A 19,487-nucleotide genomic window follows, 5' to 3' on the forward strand; every position below is an offset into this window, starting at 1 on the left:
CTTCCCCAGCTGCGTCTGCCTGTGCCTTTCGTTTCGCTGCCGCTGCAGCCTTTGCCTTCGCTACTGCTGCGGCTTTCTTCTTCGCCAGGTCATCGTCTCCTGATGAAGCATCTTCAGTTGGTGATGGTTCAGTTGCTGCTGGCGCTTCAGCGCTTTTCTCTGACTGGTCAGTCGCTGTCTTTTTTGCCAGTGCGGCTGCCTTTGCTTTCGCGGCTGCGGCTGCCTTCTTTTTCGCAAGGTCGGCTTCGTCACCCGCAGGTGCTTCCGCTTTTGGTTCGGTTTCCTTTACTTCGGGTTCAGCGTTCTTTGGTTGGGCATCGTTGACTTCGGGTTCAGCTGCTTTTTGGTCATTGCCTTCCCCCGCTTGTTTGGCAGCTTGACGCTGCTTGGCAAGCTCCTTCGCCTTTTGGGCTGCTTCTTTTTTGATCTGCTCTAAATCCTTTTCCCCGCTCATCGGTTAGATCACCCTCTTCCCGGTTTTCGCCTCATAACGGATTTTCTCTTTCAATTTATTGATTCCGTAAATTAGCGCGGCTGGATTCGGTGGGCAACCCGGTATGTAAACATCGACCGGTACAATCTGATCGACTCCCTTTACAACGGAGTACGATTTTACATAGGGACCGCCTGCTGTTGCGCATGAACCCATAGCGATCACCCACTTTGGTTCTGCCAGCTGGTCATACAATCTGCGAACAGTCGGAGCCATCTTCTTCGTTACGGTTCCAGATACAATCATTACATCAGACTGACGCGGTGAATTGCGGTAAAATGTTCCAAAACGATCCAAGTCATAGTGTGCTGAGCTGGATGCCATCATTTCGATCGCACAGCAGGCAAGTCCGAATGTCATCGGCCACATGGAGTTGCTGCGCGCCCAGCCTTTTACCTGCTCAAGCGTTGTTACGAATACATTTCTTTCGAGTTCTGTGACTTCTTCCGGTGAGAAATCATCCAATTTTAAATCCATTTTAGCACCTTCTTTTTCCATGCGTAGATGAGTCCGATCAGAAGCATGACGACGAAAATCAGCATTTCGATCAATGCGAAGATCCCCAGCTTTTCATAGGCGACAGCCCATGGATACAAAAACACTGTCTCTACATCAAAAATAACGAACATAAGGGCAAACACATAATAACGGACATTAAACTGGACCCGAGCGTCGCTGAACGGTTCCATCCCGCTCTCGTAGGTGGTGTATTTCCGCTCGTCCTGCTTGTATTTTGGCCGCAAAAGCTTAGCCGCAAACAGAGCGACGATCGGAAGCAATACCCCGAGACATAGGAACACAAAGACTATCAAATAGTTATTTTGATATAGATTCAATTGTTCCATGCCCATCCCTCCAATGTTGTAAAGTTTCTTATTTTTTAACTTGTAACCGATAACAATTATACCATTGTTGCCATAGAGTGTCGACAAAGGTTTGAATAATCTGGCAACCTTCTTCCAAGTCTTTTTTGATAGAAAAATAGCATTTTAAGTGACCCGGCGGACATTGGGTCTCCTTTCATACATAGTTGTTTTGTTGGCATTATATTCGTACTCTTTTGACCCAGCGCCTGCCAGTTTGGAGGGTGCAGCCTCCCTGAGCACGCGCTGTTCCTGCTAACAATCGTTACATTCTATATTAAATACGTTTTGGATTAAGTTGTCAGTGACGTTTATCAACAAATGGCACTAATTGGGGGGTCGAAGTTTATGGCAGAATTGTGGACTTTTTCTAGCGAAACGGAATTCGCTCCTGTATTTGGTAATTATTTAAAAAACCAAAAAAAAACCCTCCCGGCAGCGCGAGGCCACTGAAAAAGTGCTTACAAGGACAGCCTTGGTAAATTGGCCGGTTGATTTCCACTCCAGGATGCTTCGCTTTCCGCGGGGCGTGCGGTGAGCCTCCTCAGCGCTAAAGCGCCTGCGGGGTCTCTACCTGTCCCGCTGATCCCGCAGGAGTCTACGCACCTTCCGTTCCAATCAACCTAGTACTATTAACAGTCAATTTAAAAAGAAGTCTAAAACTTACAGAGCAACAACAAAAAAGCCGATCCAATTCCAAAAAACATGGAATTGGATCGGCTTTTTCCGTTTGGTTCTTAAGAAAATCTAAAAAATCGGTAGATTTTCAGTGGCCCCGGCAGCGCCGGAGAGTGTTTGTGATTAAATTTTGCGTTCTGCAACGGAAATACGGTTGATCGCACGCTGAAGCGCAAGTTCTGCGCGCTTGAAGTCGTGGGTCTCCTGCCTTCTTTCATGCAGGCGCTTTTCGGCGCGTTCTTTTGCTCTTAAGGCACGTTCCAAATCGATTTCAGATGATATTTCTGCAGATTGAGCAAGGATATTCACCTGCTGTGGGCGGACTTCAAGGAAGCCGCCGCTGACTGCAATAAACTCGTACTTGCTGCCATTTTTCAAACGGACAGCGCCAATTTGTAGCGGTGCAACCATAGGAATGTGTCCTGGCAAGATTCCAAGCTCGCCTGTGCTTGCTTTTGTGCTTACCATTTCAACATCTGATTCATACACCGGCCCATCGGGAGTAACAACACTGACTTTAATCGTCTTCATTTTTTACCCTCCTGGTCCGTTATTAGACCTCTACACCCATACGTTTTGCATTCTCGATAACTTCTTCGATTCGGCCTACTAGGCGGAATGCATCTTCTGGAAGGTGGTCATATTTGCCGTCAAGGATTTCTGCGAATCCTTTAACTGTTTCTTTAACTGGCACGTAAGAACCTTTTTGTCCTGTAAACTGTTCGGCTACGTGGAAGTTTTGTGACAGGAAGAACTGGATGCGGCGAGCACGGTGTACAATCAGCTTATCTTCGTCCGAGAGTTCATCCATACCAAGGATCGCAATGATGTCCTGCAGTTCCCTGTAACGCTGCAATGTTTGCTGTACACGACGAGCGACTGAGTAGTGTTCTTCGCCAACAATTTCAGGTGTCAATGCTCTGGAAGTCGAAGCAAGCGGATCCACCGCAGGGTAAATACCCATTTCAGAAAGCTTACGCTCCAAGTTCGTTGTTGCATCCAAGTGGGCGAAAGTTGTCGCCGGTGCCGGGTCTGTATAGTCATCGGCTGGCACGTAGATCGCTTGGATCGAAGTAACAGAACCAACATTTGTAGACGTAATACGTTCTTGCAATCTGCCCATTTCAGTTGCAAGCGTCGGCTGGTAACCTACTGCAGATGGCATACGGCCAAGCAGCGCGGAAACCTCAGAACCTGCTTGCGTGAAACGGAAGATATTATCCATGAAGAAAAGAACGTCCTGTCCTTGCTCATCGCGGAAATATTCAGCCATTGTCAAACCAGTCAGGGCAACGCGCATACGTGCTCCTGGCGGCTCGTTCATCTGGCCGAATACCATTGCTGTTTGCTTGATAACGCCAGAATCGGTCATTTCGTGGTAAAGGTCATTTCCTTCACGCGTACGCTCCCCAACACCTGCGAATACAGAGATTCCGCTGTGTTCCTGAGCAATATTGTTGATCAATTCCTGGATTAGAACGGTTTTCCCTACTCCGGCACCACCGAATAATCCGATCTTGCCTCCCTTGATGTACGGAGCAAGCAAGTCAACTACCTTAATCCCGGTTTCAAGGATTTCCACCTCTGTCGAAAGCTGATCAAATGTTGGAGCTTCCCTGTGGATGGAATCGCGGCGGGCATCAGCAGGAAGTGGAGCATCAAGGTCAATTGACTCTCCCAATACATTGAATACACGTCCTAGTGTGACATCGCCAACTGGAACGGAGATTGCTGTACCTGTGTCTACAGCTTCCACGCCACGCTTTAAGCCATCAGTGGAAGACATCGCAATGGTACGAACTGTGTCATCACCTAAGTGAAGGGCTACTTCAAGCGTCAGGTCCATGTTCACATCCGCATCGCTGGTTACAATTTTCAAAGCGTTATAGATCTCTGGAAGATGGCCGCTTTCAAACTTAACGTCAACAACCGGACCCATAACCTGGAGAACTCGTCCTTTGTTCATCTTGTTCCCTCCTATCGTACTAGTTGAAAGATATACATCATGATGGGATGCGGCAGTCAGCCACATCCCCGAACTTCATTTGGTAAACTATTCGAGCGCTGCAGCTCCGCCGACGATTTCGGTGATCTCCTGCGTAATCGCAGCTTGACGCGCGCGGTTGTAGCTCAAGCTGAGCGAATTGATCAGCTCTTTCGCGTTGTCTGTTGCGTTTCTCATGGCGGTCATACGAGCAGCGTGTTCACTTGCTTTGCTGTCAAGCAGTGCCCCGTAAATCAAGCTTTCTGCGTATTGCGGCAAGAGAACTTCCAGGATCTCCTCAGCGTTTGGCTCAAATTCATAAGAAGTAAGCTTTGTTGAGCCTGCGCCAAAGTCGGTTAACGGAAGCAATTTCTTTTCGGTTACCTCTTGCGCGATTGCGCTGAGGTAATGACTATAATAAATATACAATTCATCCAAAGTTCCGTCCGAGAACATGCCAACTGTATTGCTGGCGATATCCTGGATTTCTGCGAAGGATGGCTGGTCAGCGATGCCAACGATGTCAAGGACAACGTTCATGCCGCGGCTCTGGAAAAAGTCACGGCCAACACGGCCGATCGCAATGATCGCAAACTCGTCATTTGATTGATGGCGTTTCTTGATTGTCTGATGCAACTGGCGCAGGACGTTGCTATTATAAGCCCCAGCTAGTCCGCGATCAGAGGTAATCACTAAATACCCCGTCTTCTTGACTGGACGGTTCGTCAGCATTGGGTGGTTGGAATCCTTGCTGCCCATTGCGATTGAGGCAGTCACTTCCTGGATTTTTTCCATGTAAGGAACGAATGCTTTCGCGTTCATGACCCCACGGTTCCATTTAGCGGCGGATACCATTTCCATTGCCTTGGTAATCTGGCTCGTCTTTTTAGTCGAAGTAATACGGTTTTTTATATCGCGTAAAGATGCCATTTCGGTTCTCACCACCCTTTTACAAAAGATTGTTAGTCCAAGGTCAGGCAGGGCCAGCAACGATGCTGACTCTGCCTACATGTCCAGCTACAGCTCCTAGACCGTAGAGGTCGCTTGTCTAGCTGCGACTGCTAACCCTCGAGGCGCTTTTAGCTTTTCTTATTACTCAGATACTGCAAACGTCTTTTTGAAGGCGTTCAGTGCAGCAGTCATATCGTCGTCTGAAGGCAGTTCCTTCGTCGTACGGATATGTTCTAACACTTCTGTATGGTTGTGGTCTAACCAGGAAAGCAGTTCAGCTTCGAAGCGGCGAATATCCTCTAATGGAATATCGTCAAGGAAGCCGCGAGTCAGTGCATATAGGATCGCAACTTGCTTTTCAACAGCAAGCGGCTTGTTAAGATCTTGTTTTAGAACTTCTACTGTACGGGCACCGCGGTTCAATTTTGCTTGAGTTGCTTTGTCAAGATCAGAACCAAACTGGGAAAATGCTTCCAATTCACGGTAAGATGCAAGGTCCAGACGCAGTGTACCAGATACCTTCTTCATCGCTTTGATTTGAGCGGATCCACCGACACGGGATACGGAAAGACCTGCGTTGATCGCTGGACGTACGCCAGAGAAGAATAGGTCAGACTGCAAGAAGATCTGTCCGTCTGTGATCGAGATAACGTTCGTTGGAATGTAAGCAGAAACGTCGCCCGCTTGTGTTTCAATGAACGGAAGTGCGGTGATAGAACCTGCGCCTTCCGCGTCGCTCAACTTAGCAGCACGCTCTAGCAAGCGAGAGTGCAAGTAGAATACATCCCCTGGGTAAGCTTCACGGCCTGGAGGACGGCGAAGCAGCAAAGAAAGTTCACGGTATGCTGCCGCTTGTTTAGAAAGATCATCATATACGACAAGCACATGCTTGCCATTGTACATGAATTCTTCTCCCATTGTGACACCAGCGTAAGGAGCTAAGTATAGAAGTGGTGCCGGCTGGGATGCAGATGCTGTAACAACGATAGAATATTCTAACGCGCCGTGTTTGCGGAGAGTTTCAACTGCATTTCGTACGGTTGATTCCTTCTGGCCGATTGCTACGTAAATACAGATCATGTCCTGGCCTTTTTGGTTAAGGATCGTATCAATCGCTACCGATGTTTTCCCAGTCTGGCGGTCACCGATGATCAATTCCCGCTGTCCGCGGCCGATTGGTACAAGTGCGTCGATCGCCTTGATCCCAGTTTGCAACGGCTCATGAACGGATTTACGAGCCATAACGCCTGGTGCTGCATACTCGATTGGACGAGTTTTTGTTGTGTTGATTGGACCCATGCCATCGACTGGCTGTCCAAGTGGATTTACGACGCGGCCGATTAGCTGTTCCCCTACAGGAACCTCCATGATTCGACCAGTTCGGCGTACCTCGTCCCCTTCGCGGATTTCCGTGTAAGGTCCAAGAATAATGATACCAACGTTATTTTCTTCCAGGTTTTGTGCCATACCCATAACGCCGTTTGAAAATTCAACAAGTTCTCCAGCCATGACATTGTCGAGGCCATGAGCACGGGCGATACCGTCACCAACACTGATAACTGTACCCACATCACTCACTTGAATTTCCGACTGATAATTTTCGATTTGCGATTTTATCAGCGCACTGATTTCTTCCGCTTTGATGCTCATGAGTTTCACCCCTATCTACGAATCTTAGCCTAACAATTTACGTTCTAACCGGTCTAGCTTGCCTCGCAAGCTGCCGTCAAAAATCCGATTCCCAATCCGAAGCTTGACGCCTCCAAGCAAATTGGAATCTACAATGTTTTCAATTAGAAGGGACCTTTTGCCAACCTGAGGCGCAAACGAAGCAGAAATGGCTTCCGCCTGCTCTTGCGTTAAAGGCTGTATACTATAAACCTTCGCTTCAGCGACGCCCTTTGCCTCATTGGCAAGGGCGATAAACTGGTCAGCAACGTCTGCGATCTGGTCGGCACGGTGGCGGTCAACCAAGATCATCAGAGTATTTAGGACATAGGTGCTCACTGATCCAAAAGCAGTCTTTAAAACCTCTTTCTTCTTCTCATTCGGAAGCTTCGGAGATTTTAAAAACGCAGTCAACTGCGGATTGTTCACAGCCACTTCTTTTACTGTGCGCAGTTCTTCTTCCACCTGTGGAAGAGACTGCTTTTCAGAAGCGAGTTGAAAAAGTGCCAGGGCATAACGCTTTGCTACAGTCGTGTTGCTCATCGGGCATTCCCCGCCTCTTGAATGTATTCATTGATGAGTTTTTCCTGGTCTGCTTCCGAGATTTCTTTCTCGATTACTTTAGAAGCGATCAAGACAGAAAGGGAAGCAACTTGCTCGCGGATTGCCGCAACAGCCTGCTCCTTCTGCTGCTCGATTTCAAGCTTCGCAGATACCTTGATTCTTTCCGATTCAGTGCGTGCCAGTGTGATGATTTCCTCGCGCTGAAGATCGCCCTGTTTCTTTGCATTTTCAATTAAGCCCTGTGCTTCTGTGCGTGCCTGCTTCAGCATGTCACGCTGTTCTTGCAAAAGTTTCTGTGCTTCCGCACGTGTTTTCTCTGCAGTCCCGATTTCGCCAGCAATATGCTCTTCCCGTTCCTTCATGATGCCCATCAACGGACCCCAAGCGAACTTCTTAAGCAATGCTAACAAAATAAGGAACATAACAAGCTGGAACAAAATATCGCCTGTGTTAAGGCCGGTTGCCGCTCCCAATACAAAATTCATTGTTAACACCCTCGATTCACTCCCTTCAAACGTTGTACCGTGGTTAAAGGTCCAACATGCGTTATTTCAGCTAAAAGCCGACGCATAAGGCTGCCAAGTTTCAAACTCCGGGCTTGCCTTTTTTTTATACGATTGCTTGCATTTCGATTTTTCAGGTTAAATGGTGCCAAAAGTCTACATAGTAGAATGGCGAAGGTTCGCGCGGAATGATCTTCGCCATCTTACATTCTTATAATGTATTAACCACCAATAACCATGAACGCGATAACGACCGCGATGATAGGAATCGCTTCAACTAACGCAACCCCGATGAACATAGTAGTTTGAAGCATACCGCGAGCTTCTGGCTGACGGGCAATTCCTTCTACTGTACGTGATACGATCAAACCGTTACCAATACCTGCACCTAGTGCTGCTAAACCGATTGCGATTGCTGCTGCTATAAGACCCATTATAAATTTCCTCCTTTAATATATGAAAAAATGTTTTTATTGTTTTGTCCATTAAATGAACAGTTTATATTAATGGTCATTGCTCACTTTATGAGAGAGATAAACCATTGTTAACATGGTGAAGATAAACGCCTGGATGGCGCCTACGAAAACGGAGAAACCTTGCCATACAAGCATCGGCAGTGCTGCGGCCAAGTGTCCGCCAACTCCGGTTGCGAGGCTGGCTGCAAGCAGTCCCAGCAGGATTTCACCCGCGTAAATGTTGCCGTAAAGACGAAGACCGAGCGTGAGCGTATTTGCAAACTCTTCAATAATCTTGATCGGAAACATGAACCAAAACGGCTTAAAGAATTCTTTGCCGTATTCGGCAGTGCCTTTCAGCTTGACGGCATAGTAATGGGAAAGACCTACCACCATGACTGCAAGTGTCAGTGTGATGACTGGATCAGCTGTCGGAGATTTCCACCATAGCTCTCCGTTGTAAGACACAGAGAACGGCAGTCCCAGCATATTGGCTACAAACACATACATTAGCAATGTAATGCCTAGTACATGGAACCTTCCCCCGTCCTTCCAGTCCATCGTGCTGTTGATGATTCCCTTGACGAAATCCATAATCCATTCCATGAAGTTCTGGATTCCTGTCGGTTTCATCGCAAGCCTGCGAGTGGAAAGAACAGCAATGATGAGTACGATCGCGCTTGCTACTGTAATCATCAGCATATTTGCTAAGTTAAAAGTAAGCCCAAATATGTCTATTAATGGAGCTTCATGATGCATCAATTATTCACCTCTCTTCCCCGCTAGTTACGTGATTGATAAGACTGGACAAAAAAATCTATCATAATGACAATATAGGCTGTCATTAATCCCAAAACCGTAAATACAAGGTTAATGCGATCCGGGTATTCCATTGCGACGATTACAGCAAGCGCACCGGTCGCAAGCCTCGACATTGAGCCGAGCGAACGGACCTTTTTCCCCTGTACCACCGAATCCCCGAAGCTGTTCATTTTCCTCGCAAGCAGCCATATATTAAACAGGCTCAGACTTGTACCGAAAATCAATCCTGCAAAAACGGATTGATTGCTTGTAAAGCCATACCCAAGAACATAGACAGCCAACAAAGTAAGTATGTATTTGCGCTGGCGAGTAAACAAGTCCTTGATTTCCATTAATTGTTAGTCTCCCGAAAAGAAGTGTTGGATGAGGCGAAGCATGGCAAACACCCCTGCCGAAAGTCCAATCAGCACTCCGAGTAGTAAAAAAAGCGGTTCTGTACCAAAGGTTCGGTCCAGCCATCTTCCGGAAAATATGCCAATTAAAATGGAGCCTACCAATTGCGATAGAATAGCGGACATGAGTGCCATCGCTTGAAAAGGGTGGCGCATAAAAAACGCATCCTCACTTTTGAGAATGGAACTTTAAGGAGATTTGTTAGTGACTAGTAAACAATATTTTTAACATAAAAAGCTTGCATATCAACATTGAAAACCTTCTCATTTATGCCCTTTGTAAGCATACAATAGGCATATATCAATGTCAATCAATTAGGGTGAAAAAATTCACAAAGTGTTCACGGAGAACGCCATTTCAGTATATAGTATTATACCAGAAAAACACCATGCTCAGCATAGTGTTTTATCTTTTTCTGGGCCGATTTTCAAAAGAAGCTTTGTCAATATAGAGCATCGTTTCGATCATGTTTTCGCGGCCAGCTTTCTTCGCAAATACCTTTGCCAAATACACGCCATCCTCTGGTAATTTTTCCAGCGGGAGCTCTTTCGTGACCATCCCCTTTTTTAGCTCCCTTCCCCAATCAAGAAATCCGAGAAAACGAAAATGGTCGGGATCAAAAAGGGCAATTCCAAATTCATCCGCTCCACCGGGGAGATATACTTCGTACCGGTAACCGTTCCCTGTGTCGGCCGGAGCGAAACCGAAGCCCATCACCCGCGGGTAATCTGGTTCCTCGAGGACATACAAATATGGAATGCGGATCGGATGTGTACCGTCATCCAGCACTAGGGTGCCGTCCTTGACTTTGTCATCCAGCAACTCAGGAGTGACCTTCATCGCCAGCTCGACTTCTTTGCTTTCACCTGGTTTGAGCGAAAAGCTCAGCGGCAGCTCCCATTCGATTCCTTTTTGCATTTTCGGAATGGAGAAGGCATAGGAATTTCGCGAGGATCCGGTATTTTTCACTGTTAATTTAGCGCTGTGGCGATGCAGGTTATCGCTCAGCTGGAATTGGCCAAATTGCAGCGAGCCGGGAATGACCAGGCTGTCGGTCTCAATTGCCGCTTCTGTTTGGATCCGGCCTGCCCCTTGTTCAAAAGTCCGGTATGATTTTTCAGAATGATCCTTGATGTCCTTGGCAGTGTTCATGATTGCCGCCTTGATTTCAGCAGGAGTCCAATCGGGGTGCGCCTGCTTGATGAGCGCTGCTGCCCCGGCAATATGGGGCGCAGCCATGCTCGTTCCCTGTAGCGACAAATAGCCTCCGGGAATGGTGCTGTTGATCGCAACCCCGGGCGCCACGATATCCGGCTTGATTTCCCATGTGGATGTTACTGGACCGCGGGAACTGAAGTCTGCAAGGATATCTGTTTCTTCTATTAAATGGATGCGGATCAGCATCGACTTGTTTTTCAGCTGCTGCTTCAAAGCCAAACCCGCTTCTTTGCTGATTGCGGCAACTGGGATCGGCATCGTTTCTTCCAGGTTGCCGAAAAAAGTACCATTTGTATTGTTGTAGATCATCACGCCAATCGCGCCAGCTTCGAGGGCATTCTTCGCTTTTTCGGTAAAAGTTAACGTGCCCCGCTCGACTAGAACGAGTTTGCCTTGAACGTCCGTCATGTCTGATTTTCTGCCGAGTCCGGCAAAAACGAGGTGCTCACTCTGGGTAATTCTCCAATTATCCGAACCTTGTAGCAACTCAAGTCTGATTTTTCCCATCGTTCCTGGACTGTTGATGTAGGGGATCTGCATCGGGGGTGTGGAAGCACCAACGGAGATTGCTTTCGAGGCGGTTCCCGGCGATCCGACTGTCCAGCGATTTGGCCCTGAATTTCCCGAAGAAGTGACTGCGACAATTCCCGAGTCCACCGCTTTGTTTATGGCGAGGCTGATCGGCAAGTCTGGACCATTGACATCATTGCCTAGCGAAAGGTTCAGTATGTCCACCTGATCATTGATTGCTTCATCAATCGCTGCAAGCACCTGCTCGGTCGTTCCGCTTCCGCCTGGTCCGAGCGCTCTGTAGGCTACTATTTTTGCCTCGGGCGCCATCCCCCTCATCCTTCCGTTCGCCGCAATCACGCCAGCCACATGCGTGCCATGAAGAGTGTTCTTGAATCCGAAACCATTCGTTTCCATCGGATCGTTATCGCCATCCACGAGGTCGTGACCGCCGGCATAACTTCTTCTTAAGTCTGGGTGCTCGTAATCGATTCCCGTGTCGATCACTCCAATGGTAATTCCCTTCCCCGTCAGGTGGTTCCCTTTTTCATCAAGCAGGCCGTGAACCGCTTCTGTTCCGATCAGTTCAAAGTTATCAATGAAGCTTGAACTGGACTGATAGCGCTTCGGCTGGAGATGTCCCGCATTCTCCACTTTGTATGTATGGACTTCGGACACAAATTTTACTGCTTCCGTTTCCTCCAGCTGCTTCAGCTCCGAAGCTGGCCCTTGAACCGAATAGCCATTGATTGCCTGTGTGAACACATGTCGAAGTTTTGTATTTTTGAACTTTTCCAGTTCCTTTTTGACGTGCTGTTCCTCCACCGGCTGCTCCGTTAGCACAATGGCGATTTTTTCAGTATGGGGATCTTCACGCGGTATCGGCGGATGCTGCAGCTTTTGTGGCTGGAAGGCAGCAAGGAGCAGCAAGACTGGAAAAAGTAACAGGTATGAACGCTTTGGCAAGACAGATCCCCCCTTTTTCCGTTATCGTGTCAATTTACAGCCAGTATTATGCAGCGGCATTTTTCCAAAATAAGGAGGTTTATGCAATTATCCCGATTTCTTGCTCCATTATCTAATTTGAGCGGGCAATTATCTTCATTTCCGGTGCAATTTAAGCGGAATGATACCCTTATGCGGGCGTTTTCTCTTCCATAAGGGCATCTTTCGTGCGGAATGATACCCTTATGCGGGCATTCCCTCCTCGATAAGGGCATCTTTCTTGCGGAATGATACCCTTATGCGGGCGTTTTCTCCTCGATAAGGGCATCTTTCTTGCGGAATGATACCCTTATGCTGGTGTTTCCTTCTCTTTAAGGGCATCTTTCTGGCGGAATGATACCCTTATGCGGGCGTTTTCATCTCCATTTGTCGTTATTCTCCAAAAACAAACACCCCTTTTTTAAAAGAGGTGTTCTGTTTGTTGCTTATTTATATGGTTTCGGGCGCTTTTCTGTTTGGTTAAAGTAAAAACGGATTGCTTCGCAGATTCGTTCGGATGCGCGTCCGTCTCCATATGGATTGGACGCTTTGGCCATTTTTTCATAGGCTTCACGGTTTGTCAGCAATTCAGTTGCCATCTGATAGATTGGCTGTTCTTCGTTCCCGGCGAGCTTCAAAGTACCTGCTTCGATTCCTTCCGGACGCTCGGTCGTATCGCGGAGAACGAGGACGGGTACACCGAGGGACGGCGCTTCTTCCTGGACACCGCCTGAGTCGGTTAAGATTAGATAGGCGCGCGATGCAAAGTTATGGAAATCAATAACATCAAGCGGCTCGATCAGATGAATGCGCGTGTCATTGCCAAGCACTTCATCTGCAAGCTCACGAACGACCGGATTCAAGTGAACGGGATACACCACCTGAACATCCTTCTGCTCATCGACGATTCGTTTGATGGCACGGAACATATTGCGCATTGGCTCGCCAAGGTTCTCGCGGCGGTGCGCCGTCATCAGAATGAGCCGGTCATTGCCTAGCTTGTCGAGTACTTCATGCTGATATGCTTCTTTTACTGTCGTATTCAATGCATCGATGGCTGTGTTTCCCGTGACGAAAATAGTTTCTTCCCGCTTGTTTTCCTGCAGCAGGTTTGCCGCTGATTTCGCAGTCGGGGCAAAATGGAGGTCTGCGATCACGCCTGTCAGTTGGCGATTCATTTCCTCAGGGAACGGGGAGTATTTATTCCACGTCCTCAGCCCGGCTTCGACATGGCCAACGACAATCTGATTGTAGTAAGCGGCAAGACTTGCCACAAAGGTAGTCGTCGTATCACCATGCACTAAAACGATATCCGGCTTTACATCCTTCATGATTTTATCCAGGCCCTCGAGTCCGCGGGTCGTGACATCAATCAAAGTTTGGCGGTCCTTCATGATGTTTAGGTCATGATCTGGCGTGATATGAAAAATAGTCAGCACCTGGTCGAGCATTTGCCGGTGCTGGGCCGTCACCGTTACAATTGATTCAAACTGGTCAGGGTGTTTCTGCAGTTCTAGGACGAGTGGTGCCATTTTGATCGCTTCTGGGCGTGTCCCAAAAATGGTCATTACTTTAATAGGCTGATTCACAATAAACACTCCTTATTTCGTTCCAAATAGACGATCTCCGGCGTCTCCAAGTCCTGGAACGATATAGCCGTGGTCGTTCAGCTTTTCGTCGAGCGAAGCGATATAAATATCCACGTCAGGATGCGCTGCTTTGACTGCTTCTACGCCTTCTGGAGCCGCAATCAAACACATAAATTTAATATGCTTGGCACCGCGATTTTTCAGCGAGTTGATCGCCTCGATCGCTGAACCGCCTGTTGCAAGCATAGGATCAACGACGATGAAATCGCGCTCCTCGACATCGCTAGGAAGCTTGACATAGTATTCAACTGGCTTCAAAGTTTTCGGATCGCGGTATAAGCCGATATGTCCGACTTTTGCTGCTGGGATCAATTTCAGAATGCCGTCTACCATCCCGATCCCGGCGCGTAAAATTGGAATAATTCCCAGCTTCTTGCCGGAAAGAACTTTTGATTTTGTCTTTTCGACTGGTGTTTCAATTTCAATTTCCTCAAGCGGCAAATCACGGGTAATTTCGAACGCCATCAGCGTAGCGACTTCATCTACAAGCTCGCGAAATTCCTTTGTGCCTGTGCTTTTTTCACGAATATAAGTAAGTTTATGCTGGATCAACGGATGGTCAAATACGTATACTTTTGCCATGGGTATCGCTCCTTTAACGATTCTATGTAAAATCACACTTCGTTTCATTTTACAGAAAAACCTCTATACAAGCAACCGCAATTACCGATTCACTGCTTGAACTTTTTTAAAAAAAACGGCCCTTCTTCATGATGGGCCGCTAGTGTGTCAATCTATCTCTCGGGGTAAAGGGTGAACTTGCTTGTCAGGTTTTCGACGCGTTTGCGAGCTTCTTCTAGTTTTGCTTCATCTTGATGATTTTTCAGGGTGAACACGATCAGGGAGGCGATCTCGTCCATTTCTTCGTGTCCGAAGCCGCGACTTGTGACAGCAGCGGTACCAATCCTAATACCGCTTGTGACGAATGGGCTTTCCGGATCGAATGGAATTGTGTTTTTGTTGACAGTGATGCCGATTTCATCGAGCACTTTTTCTGCTACTTTTCCTGTTAAACCAAGTGAGCGCAAATCAACCAAAAGCAAATGATTATCCGTTCCGCCGGAAACAAGGTCGACGCCTTCGTTTTTCAAGCCTTCCGCCAGCCGGTTCGCATTGGAAATGATATTCTCGGCATATTCCTTAAACGAATCTTGGAGCACCTCGCCAAACGCTACTGCTTTGGCAGCGATGACATGCATCAGCGGGCCACCTTGAATTCCCGGAAAAATCGACTTATCAATTTTTTTCGCGAATTCTTCTTTGCAAAGGATCATCCCGCCGCGCGGTCCGCGAAGAGTTTTGTGGGTAGTTGTGGTAACAAAATCAGCATACGGAACCGGATTCTGGTGCAAGCCTGCTGCCACCAAACCGGCGATGTGGGCCATGTCCACCATCAAATACGCACCGACTTCATCGGCAATTTCCCGGAAACGCTTGAAATCGATTGCTCTTGGATAGGCACTTGCACCGGCTACGATCATCTTAGGCTTATGCTCGCGCGCTTTTTCCAGAACGACATCATAATCGATCGTTTGCGTCTCTTGATCGACACCATATTCGACGAAGTGATACTGGACGCCGCTAAAATTGACCGGGCTCCCGTGGGTCAGGTGGCCGCCGTGCGACAAATTCATTCCGAGGACGGTATCGCCTTGTTCAAGGACAGTAAAATAAACGGCCATATTTGCCTGTGCACCTGAATGCGGCTGGACGTTCGCATGCTCTGCACCGAAGATTTCCTTCGCGCGGTCGCGGGCAATATTTTCGACTACATCGACATGCTCGCATCCGCCATAGTAGCGGCGGCCGGGATACCCTTCCGCATATTTATTCGTCAGCACAGATCCCTGCGCTTCCATGACTGCTTCGCTGACAAAGTTCTCGGATGCAATCAATTCGATTTTTGTACGTTGGCGCCTCAATTCATCCTGCATTGCTGTGTAAACTTGGTTGTCCTGTTGTGACAAGTGCTTCACTTAAGTTCCCCCTCTTAATAGCTGTTCATTATTAGAAAATTCATTCTCATTTTAGCTGAATTTAGGCTGATTGAAAAGGAAGACGCTAAAAAAACAGAACCATTGGACTGATTCTGCCCTTTTTACCGATCAACATGATTCATTTTCACTTGTTCGTTCGTATACAGCTCGGGCGCCGCCGATCAGCTTCGGCCTTGTTTTTGCCAGCGTTACATGCGCATGGCCGAGACTTTTCTGCTGTACTCGGATCGGCACGGCAACATGCTTTAGCTGCATACCAATGAAAGTATCGCCAATGTCGATGCCAGCGTCTGCCTTGATGAATTCGACGACAACAGGGCTGGAAAAATTTTGATAGGCATAGGTAGCCATTGCCCCGCCTGCAGTCCTCACCGGGATCACCGTTACTTCGTCCAGCTGCTTTCGTTCCGCCGTTTCCCGCTCCACAACAATTGCCCGGTTTAAATGCTCACAGCATTGAAACGCCAGCTGGACCCCGGTTTGTTTTTGAAATTCACGGAGTTGCCTGAAAACCATTGCCGCGACTTCATCGGTACCGGCAGTGCCAATCCGCTGGCCGATAATTTCACTCGTGCTGCAGCCGACAACCAGGATCTGGCCTTTTTTAAGCTGTACCTGTTCGTTAAAATCGGAAAGAATGGAGTTCCATTCTGCTTCCCACTGGTGAATAGACAGGGTCAACGCCTCCTTCCTACTGCTTTTTTTCGTACTCGCTGATTTTGCCAATCCGGTTTTCGTGGCGACCGCCTTCGTACTCCTCGGTCAGCCAGACAGCGGCAATCTCCCGCGCAAGGCCCGGTCCGATGACACGTTCCCCCATCGCCAGTATATTGCTGTTATTGTGCTGACGCGTTGCCTTCGCGCTATACACATCATGCACTAGCGCGCAGCGGATTCCCTTTACCTTGTTTGCCGTGATGCTCATGCCAATGCCTGTACCACAAATCAAAATTCCTTTATCAAATTCTCCGTTTGCCACTTTTTCCGCAACTGGAAGCGCATAGTCCGGGTAGTCCACAGAAGTTTCACACTCGCAGCCAAAATCTTCATACTCAATCTTCATTTCATCCATCAAATTCTTAATTTCCTCGCGGATATGGACTCCGCCATGGTCTGAAGCAATTGCAATCTTCATTTTTAAAATCCTCCAATAGACCCAACTTGCGGGATGATGAACTCTACCGTTATTTTCTCATATTCGCTTACAATTATAAAGGCAATCGCAAAAAGAAAACCACAGGCTTCATCCAGCTGTGGTCCAACCATTCATTATAATGAAAATTTCGTGATGGTGCTTTTCAACTTTCCTGCCTGGGCTTGCAATTCAACGGCCAGGTGCTCTACTTCGGCAATGACTTCCGCCTGCTGCTGTGCTGCTGTGGCGACATTCAAAGCTCCTGTTGACGTTTCTTCGGCAATCGCGGCCATTTCCTGGGACTGGGTGGAAGTGTGCTCGATCGTTTTCATTTGGGTTCCGATCAGCGAGGTAATTGCATGAATTGCTTCCGCCATCTCGTTGATGGTGTCTGTCATTTCCTCCATTACCCGATTTGTTTTCTCGCCTTTCTTCACTTCCCCATCCGCCGTCTCGACCTGTCTGCTGATTTGGCCGACGACGTTCTGGACCTCCAACTGGATATTTTGGATCAAGCCTGAAATTCCTTGGACTGCATCCGCACTCTGGTCAGCAAGCTTCCTCACTTCTTCGGCAACAACCGCGAAGCCTTTGCCATGCTCACCGGCGCGCGCTGCTTCAATCGATGCATTCAGCGCAAGCAAATTCGTCTGCGCGGCGATATCGCCAACTAGCTGGATGATTTGCTCGACTTTTATTGCGTTTTCTTCCAGGCGTTTGACCGTTCCAAGCGATTCACGATTATCATTGGCCAGCCTTTCAATCCCTGTAATCAGAGAATGGATGGCATCCTTAGATTGCTGGAGGTCTTTGACCATTTCCACAGAAATCGATTCAGAGACCCGCGCTTTTTCCTGAACATCTTCCGCGATCTGGATGACTTCATTAACAGATTGTGCCGTAGTCCGGGTCGATAGCGCCGAGGAGTCTGCTCCCGCAGCAATTTCCTTGATGGTCGTAGAAATGATCGCTGCCTGCTCAGACGCTGCTGCGGATTGGCCGGTAATCCGGACCACTTTTTCATTTGTTTCCTTGAAGTTTTCATCAATTTGGCTGACCATATCCCTCAGATTAGCGAGCATATTATTGAAAGCTAGTCCCAGGGAACGGATTTCGTCATCCGATGCCGAGATTGCCGCATCCTCGCCAATCTCGCCTTGTGCAGCCTTCATGGCAGATTGCTCAAGTTTTTGCAACGGCTTGATGATCATCCCTGCTGCCATATACGCAAGCAATCCGGACCATAAAATACCAAGGATCAGCACTACCACCGTATACACGACCGACTGGATCCCGAAGAACTTTTCGACATATGGATAAAGAAAATAAATAAAAAATGCACTGATCGAATAGGTGATGATCGCCAACACCGTCGTCAGCATCACCAATTTCTTTCGCAATCCCATTTTATAGCTTCGTTTCGAATCCACTGATAAACCCCCTGAAAATAATTTTCATCGTTTTAAAAAGCTTTTCTCAAGGGTATTATCGGATTTTATCGATGATTCTTTCGATGCTTTTTTGAATTTCTTCAAACGACTTTTGATAAATTTGCTCATTTCCGCCAAATGGGTCTGCTACATCAAGGCTACCGCTTTCCTCCGCAAATTCTTTCAATGTAAAAGTTTTCTCGGCCACGTCTGGGTATTGGCTCAAAATCAGTTCCTTATGGCTGCCAGTCATAGTCAAGACCACATTCGCCCAATCGATTATTTCCTTTGTAAGTGCTGTGGAATGATGATCATGGCGGATCCCGTTTTCCTCCAGCACGATTTTCGCGTTGACGGAAAGCTCGGCGCCATTCGGGGCATACACTCCAGCTGACTTCACCTCGACGCCGGGCAGCTGCTTGCTTTTTAAAATGGCTTCTGCCATCGGGCTACGACAAGTATTTCCGGTACAGACAAATAAGACGCGCGCCATACATTTCCCTCCAGTGTTGATTTTCCTCCATTATAAGACAAACTCAACGCATTTTCATTTTTTGCAAAATGGAAAGAAACCAACATGGCCAGAGTATTTATATTGGCAAAAGCAATTTCAGCCCAAACGCGAGCAAAATGCTTCCTCCTAAAACTTCACTATATGTACCAAGCCAACCTTGGACTGTTTTTCCGACATGAAGGCCTGCCCATGTCAGAACCATTGCTGCGACCCCAAAGCAAATTAATACTAGCAGCGTCTTCGCACCAAAAATCCCTAGCGTAAGCCCGACAGAGAAACTATCGAGGCTGACCGACAGGGCAAAAATCAATAAACCTTTGCCAACCGGCGTAATAAGGCTTGTTTCTTCCTCCTTGAAGCTTGCAGCGATCATCTGGATGCCGAGCACGATGAGCAGCAAGCCGCCAAGGTACCCCGCAATCGTTCCAAATTGCTCGGATAAAAATCTGCCGGCCACCATCCCAAGCAGCGGCATCCACACATGGAACAAGCCAATCGTGACGCCAATTTTAAATATATGCCCTTTCGTCATCCTGTACATGCCCATTCCGAGACCTATGGAAAATGCATCCATTCCCAATGCGATTCCCATCAGCATCAGTGTAAACAATTCTGCCATGTCTTCCCCCCTCGGACTTGCTATTTCAGCATATGCACGTCCAAAAAGAATTAGAAG

General features: G+C 47.7%; 21 protein-coding genes and 1 pseudogene. All 22 read right to left on the reverse strand.

Going from position 1 to position 19,487, the window contains the following annotated elements; translation table 11 throughout:
- Positions 1 to 454: pseudogene (locus UB32_RS08265) on the reverse strand (NADH-quinone oxidoreductase subunit C); the annotation flags it as partial.
- 3 nt (positions 455 to 457) lie between these two features.
- Positions 458 to 970 carry a NuoB/complex I 20 kDa subunit family protein gene (locus tag UB32_RS08270; RefSeq protein ID WP_044392800.1) on the reverse strand — a complete coding sequence of 171 codons (513 nt, stop codon included), beginning with the start codon at positions 968 to 970 and terminating at the stop codon, positions 458 to 460.
- Positions 961 to 1,338, reverse strand: coding sequence for an NADH-quinone oxidoreductase subunit A (locus UB32_RS08275; RefSeq protein ID WP_044392802.1), 378 nt, complete (start codon positions 1,336 to 1,338; stop codon positions 961 to 963). Before UB32_RS08275 ends, UB32_RS08270 begins: the two co-directional genes overlap by 10 nt.
- 819 nt (positions 1,339 to 2,157) lie before the next feature.
- Complete coding sequence (locus tag UB32_RS08280) at positions 2,158 to 2,565, reverse strand: F0F1 ATP synthase subunit epsilon (protein ID WP_044392805.1); 408 nt, start codon at positions 2,563 to 2,565, stop codon at positions 2,158 to 2,160.
- Positions 2,566 to 2,587: 22 nt separating this feature from the next.
- A complete protein-coding gene (atpD, locus tag UB32_RS08285; RefSeq protein WP_044392807.1) occupies positions 2,588 to 4,000 on the reverse strand; it encodes a F0F1 ATP synthase subunit beta in 1,413 nt (470 codons plus the stop codon).
- An 87-nt stretch (positions 4,001 to 4,087) separates the two neighbouring features.
- Positions 4,088 to 4,948, reverse strand: coding sequence for a F0F1 ATP synthase subunit gamma (locus tag UB32_RS08290; protein ID WP_044392809.1), 861 nt, complete (start codon positions 4,946 to 4,948; stop codon positions 4,088 to 4,090).
- Positions 4,949 to 5,110: 162 nt separating this feature from the next.
- Positions 5,111 to 6,619, reverse strand: a complete 1,509-nt coding sequence (gene atpA / locus UB32_RS08295) for a F0F1 ATP synthase subunit alpha (RefSeq protein WP_044392810.1) — start codon at positions 6,617 to 6,619, stop codon at positions 5,111 to 5,113.
- Positions 6,620 to 6,643: 24 nt separating this feature from the next.
- Complete coding sequence (locus tag UB32_RS08300) at positions 6,644 to 7,180, reverse strand: F0F1 ATP synthase subunit delta (RefSeq protein ID WP_044392811.1); 537 nt, start codon at positions 7,178 to 7,180, stop codon at positions 6,644 to 6,646.
- Entirely contained in the window at positions 7,177 to 7,686 is a 510-nt protein-coding gene (locus UB32_RS08305) for a F0F1 ATP synthase subunit B (protein ID WP_198528177.1), read from the reverse strand. Before UB32_RS08305 ends, UB32_RS08300 begins: the two co-directional genes overlap by 4 nt.
- A 239-nt stretch (positions 7,687 to 7,925) precedes the next feature.
- Positions 7,926 to 8,138: a F0F1 ATP synthase subunit C gene (gene atpE / locus UB32_RS08310; RefSeq protein ID WP_019153961.1), complete on the reverse strand. Its 213-nt coding sequence runs from the start codon at positions 8,136 to 8,138 to the stop codon at positions 7,926 to 7,928.
- 69 nt (positions 8,139 to 8,207) lie between these two features.
- On the reverse strand, positions 8,208 to 8,918 hold the full coding sequence (atpB, locus tag UB32_RS08315) for a F0F1 ATP synthase subunit A (protein WP_044392817.1): 711 nt from the start codon (positions 8,916 to 8,918) through the stop codon (positions 8,208 to 8,210).
- Positions 8,919 to 8,941: 23 nt separating this feature from the next.
- On the reverse strand, positions 8,942 to 9,313 hold the full coding sequence (locus UB32_RS08320; protein WP_044392819.1) for an ATP synthase subunit I: 372 nt from the start codon (positions 9,311 to 9,313) through the stop codon (positions 8,942 to 8,944).
- A 6-nt stretch (positions 9,314 to 9,319) separates the two neighbouring features.
- Positions 9,320 to 9,529, reverse strand: coding sequence for an AtpZ/AtpI family protein (locus UB32_RS08325; RefSeq protein WP_044392821.1), 210 nt, complete (start codon positions 9,527 to 9,529; stop codon positions 9,320 to 9,322).
- Between the two features lie 250 nt (positions 9,530 to 9,779).
- Entirely contained in the window at positions 9,780 to 12,068 is a 2,289-nt protein-coding gene (locus UB32_RS20700; RefSeq protein ID WP_084221766.1) for a S8 family serine peptidase, read from the reverse strand.
- A gap of 464 nt (positions 12,069 to 12,532) precedes the next feature.
- Complete coding sequence (gene wecB / locus UB32_RS08335; RefSeq protein WP_198528179.1) at positions 12,533 to 13,654, reverse strand: non-hydrolyzing UDP-N-acetylglucosamine 2-epimerase; 1,122 nt, start codon at positions 13,652 to 13,654, stop codon at positions 12,533 to 12,535.
- Between the two features lie 33 nt (positions 13,655 to 13,687).
- Positions 13,688 to 14,317, reverse strand: a complete 630-nt coding sequence (upp, locus tag UB32_RS08340) for a uracil phosphoribosyltransferase (RefSeq protein WP_044392824.1) — start codon at positions 14,315 to 14,317, stop codon at positions 13,688 to 13,690.
- Positions 14,318 to 14,469: 152 nt separating this feature from the next.
- Positions 14,470 to 15,711, reverse strand: a complete 1,242-nt coding sequence (gene glyA / locus UB32_RS08345; RefSeq protein WP_044392825.1) for a serine hydroxymethyltransferase — start codon at positions 15,709 to 15,711, stop codon at positions 14,470 to 14,472.
- 129 nt (positions 15,712 to 15,840) lie between these two features.
- Positions 15,841 to 16,413: a TIGR01440 family protein gene (locus UB32_RS08350; protein ID WP_044392826.1), complete on the reverse strand. Its 573-nt coding sequence runs from the start codon at positions 16,411 to 16,413 to the stop codon at positions 15,841 to 15,843.
- Between the two features lie 10 nt (positions 16,414 to 16,423).
- A complete protein-coding gene (gene rpiB / locus UB32_RS08355; protein WP_044392827.1) occupies positions 16,424 to 16,867 on the reverse strand; it encodes a ribose 5-phosphate isomerase B in 444 nt (147 codons plus the stop codon).
- Positions 16,868 to 17,001: 134 nt separating this feature from the next.
- Positions 17,002 to 18,297: a methyl-accepting chemotaxis protein gene (locus UB32_RS08360; RefSeq protein WP_128721518.1), complete on the reverse strand. Its 1,296-nt coding sequence runs from the start codon at positions 18,295 to 18,297 to the stop codon at positions 17,002 to 17,004.
- A 55-nt stretch (positions 18,298 to 18,352) separates the two neighbouring features.
- The gene (locus tag UB32_RS08365; RefSeq protein WP_044392828.1) at positions 18,353 to 18,790 is read right to left on the reverse strand and encodes a low molecular weight protein arginine phosphatase; all 438 of its coding nucleotides are present in this window, start codon (positions 18,788 to 18,790) and stop codon (positions 18,353 to 18,355) included.
- A gap of 97 nt (positions 18,791 to 18,887) precedes the next feature.
- Positions 18,888 to 19,430: a manganese efflux pump MntP gene (locus UB32_RS08370; protein WP_044392829.1), complete on the reverse strand. Its 543-nt coding sequence runs from the start codon at positions 19,428 to 19,430 to the stop codon at positions 18,888 to 18,890.
- Positions 19,431 to 19,487: the final 57 nt, after the last annotated feature.

Source organism: Mesobacillus subterraneus (assembly GCF_000934845.1).
GTDB classification, from domain to species: domain Bacteria; phylum Bacillota; class Bacilli; order Bacillales; family Cytobacillaceae; genus Mesobacillus; species Mesobacillus stamsii.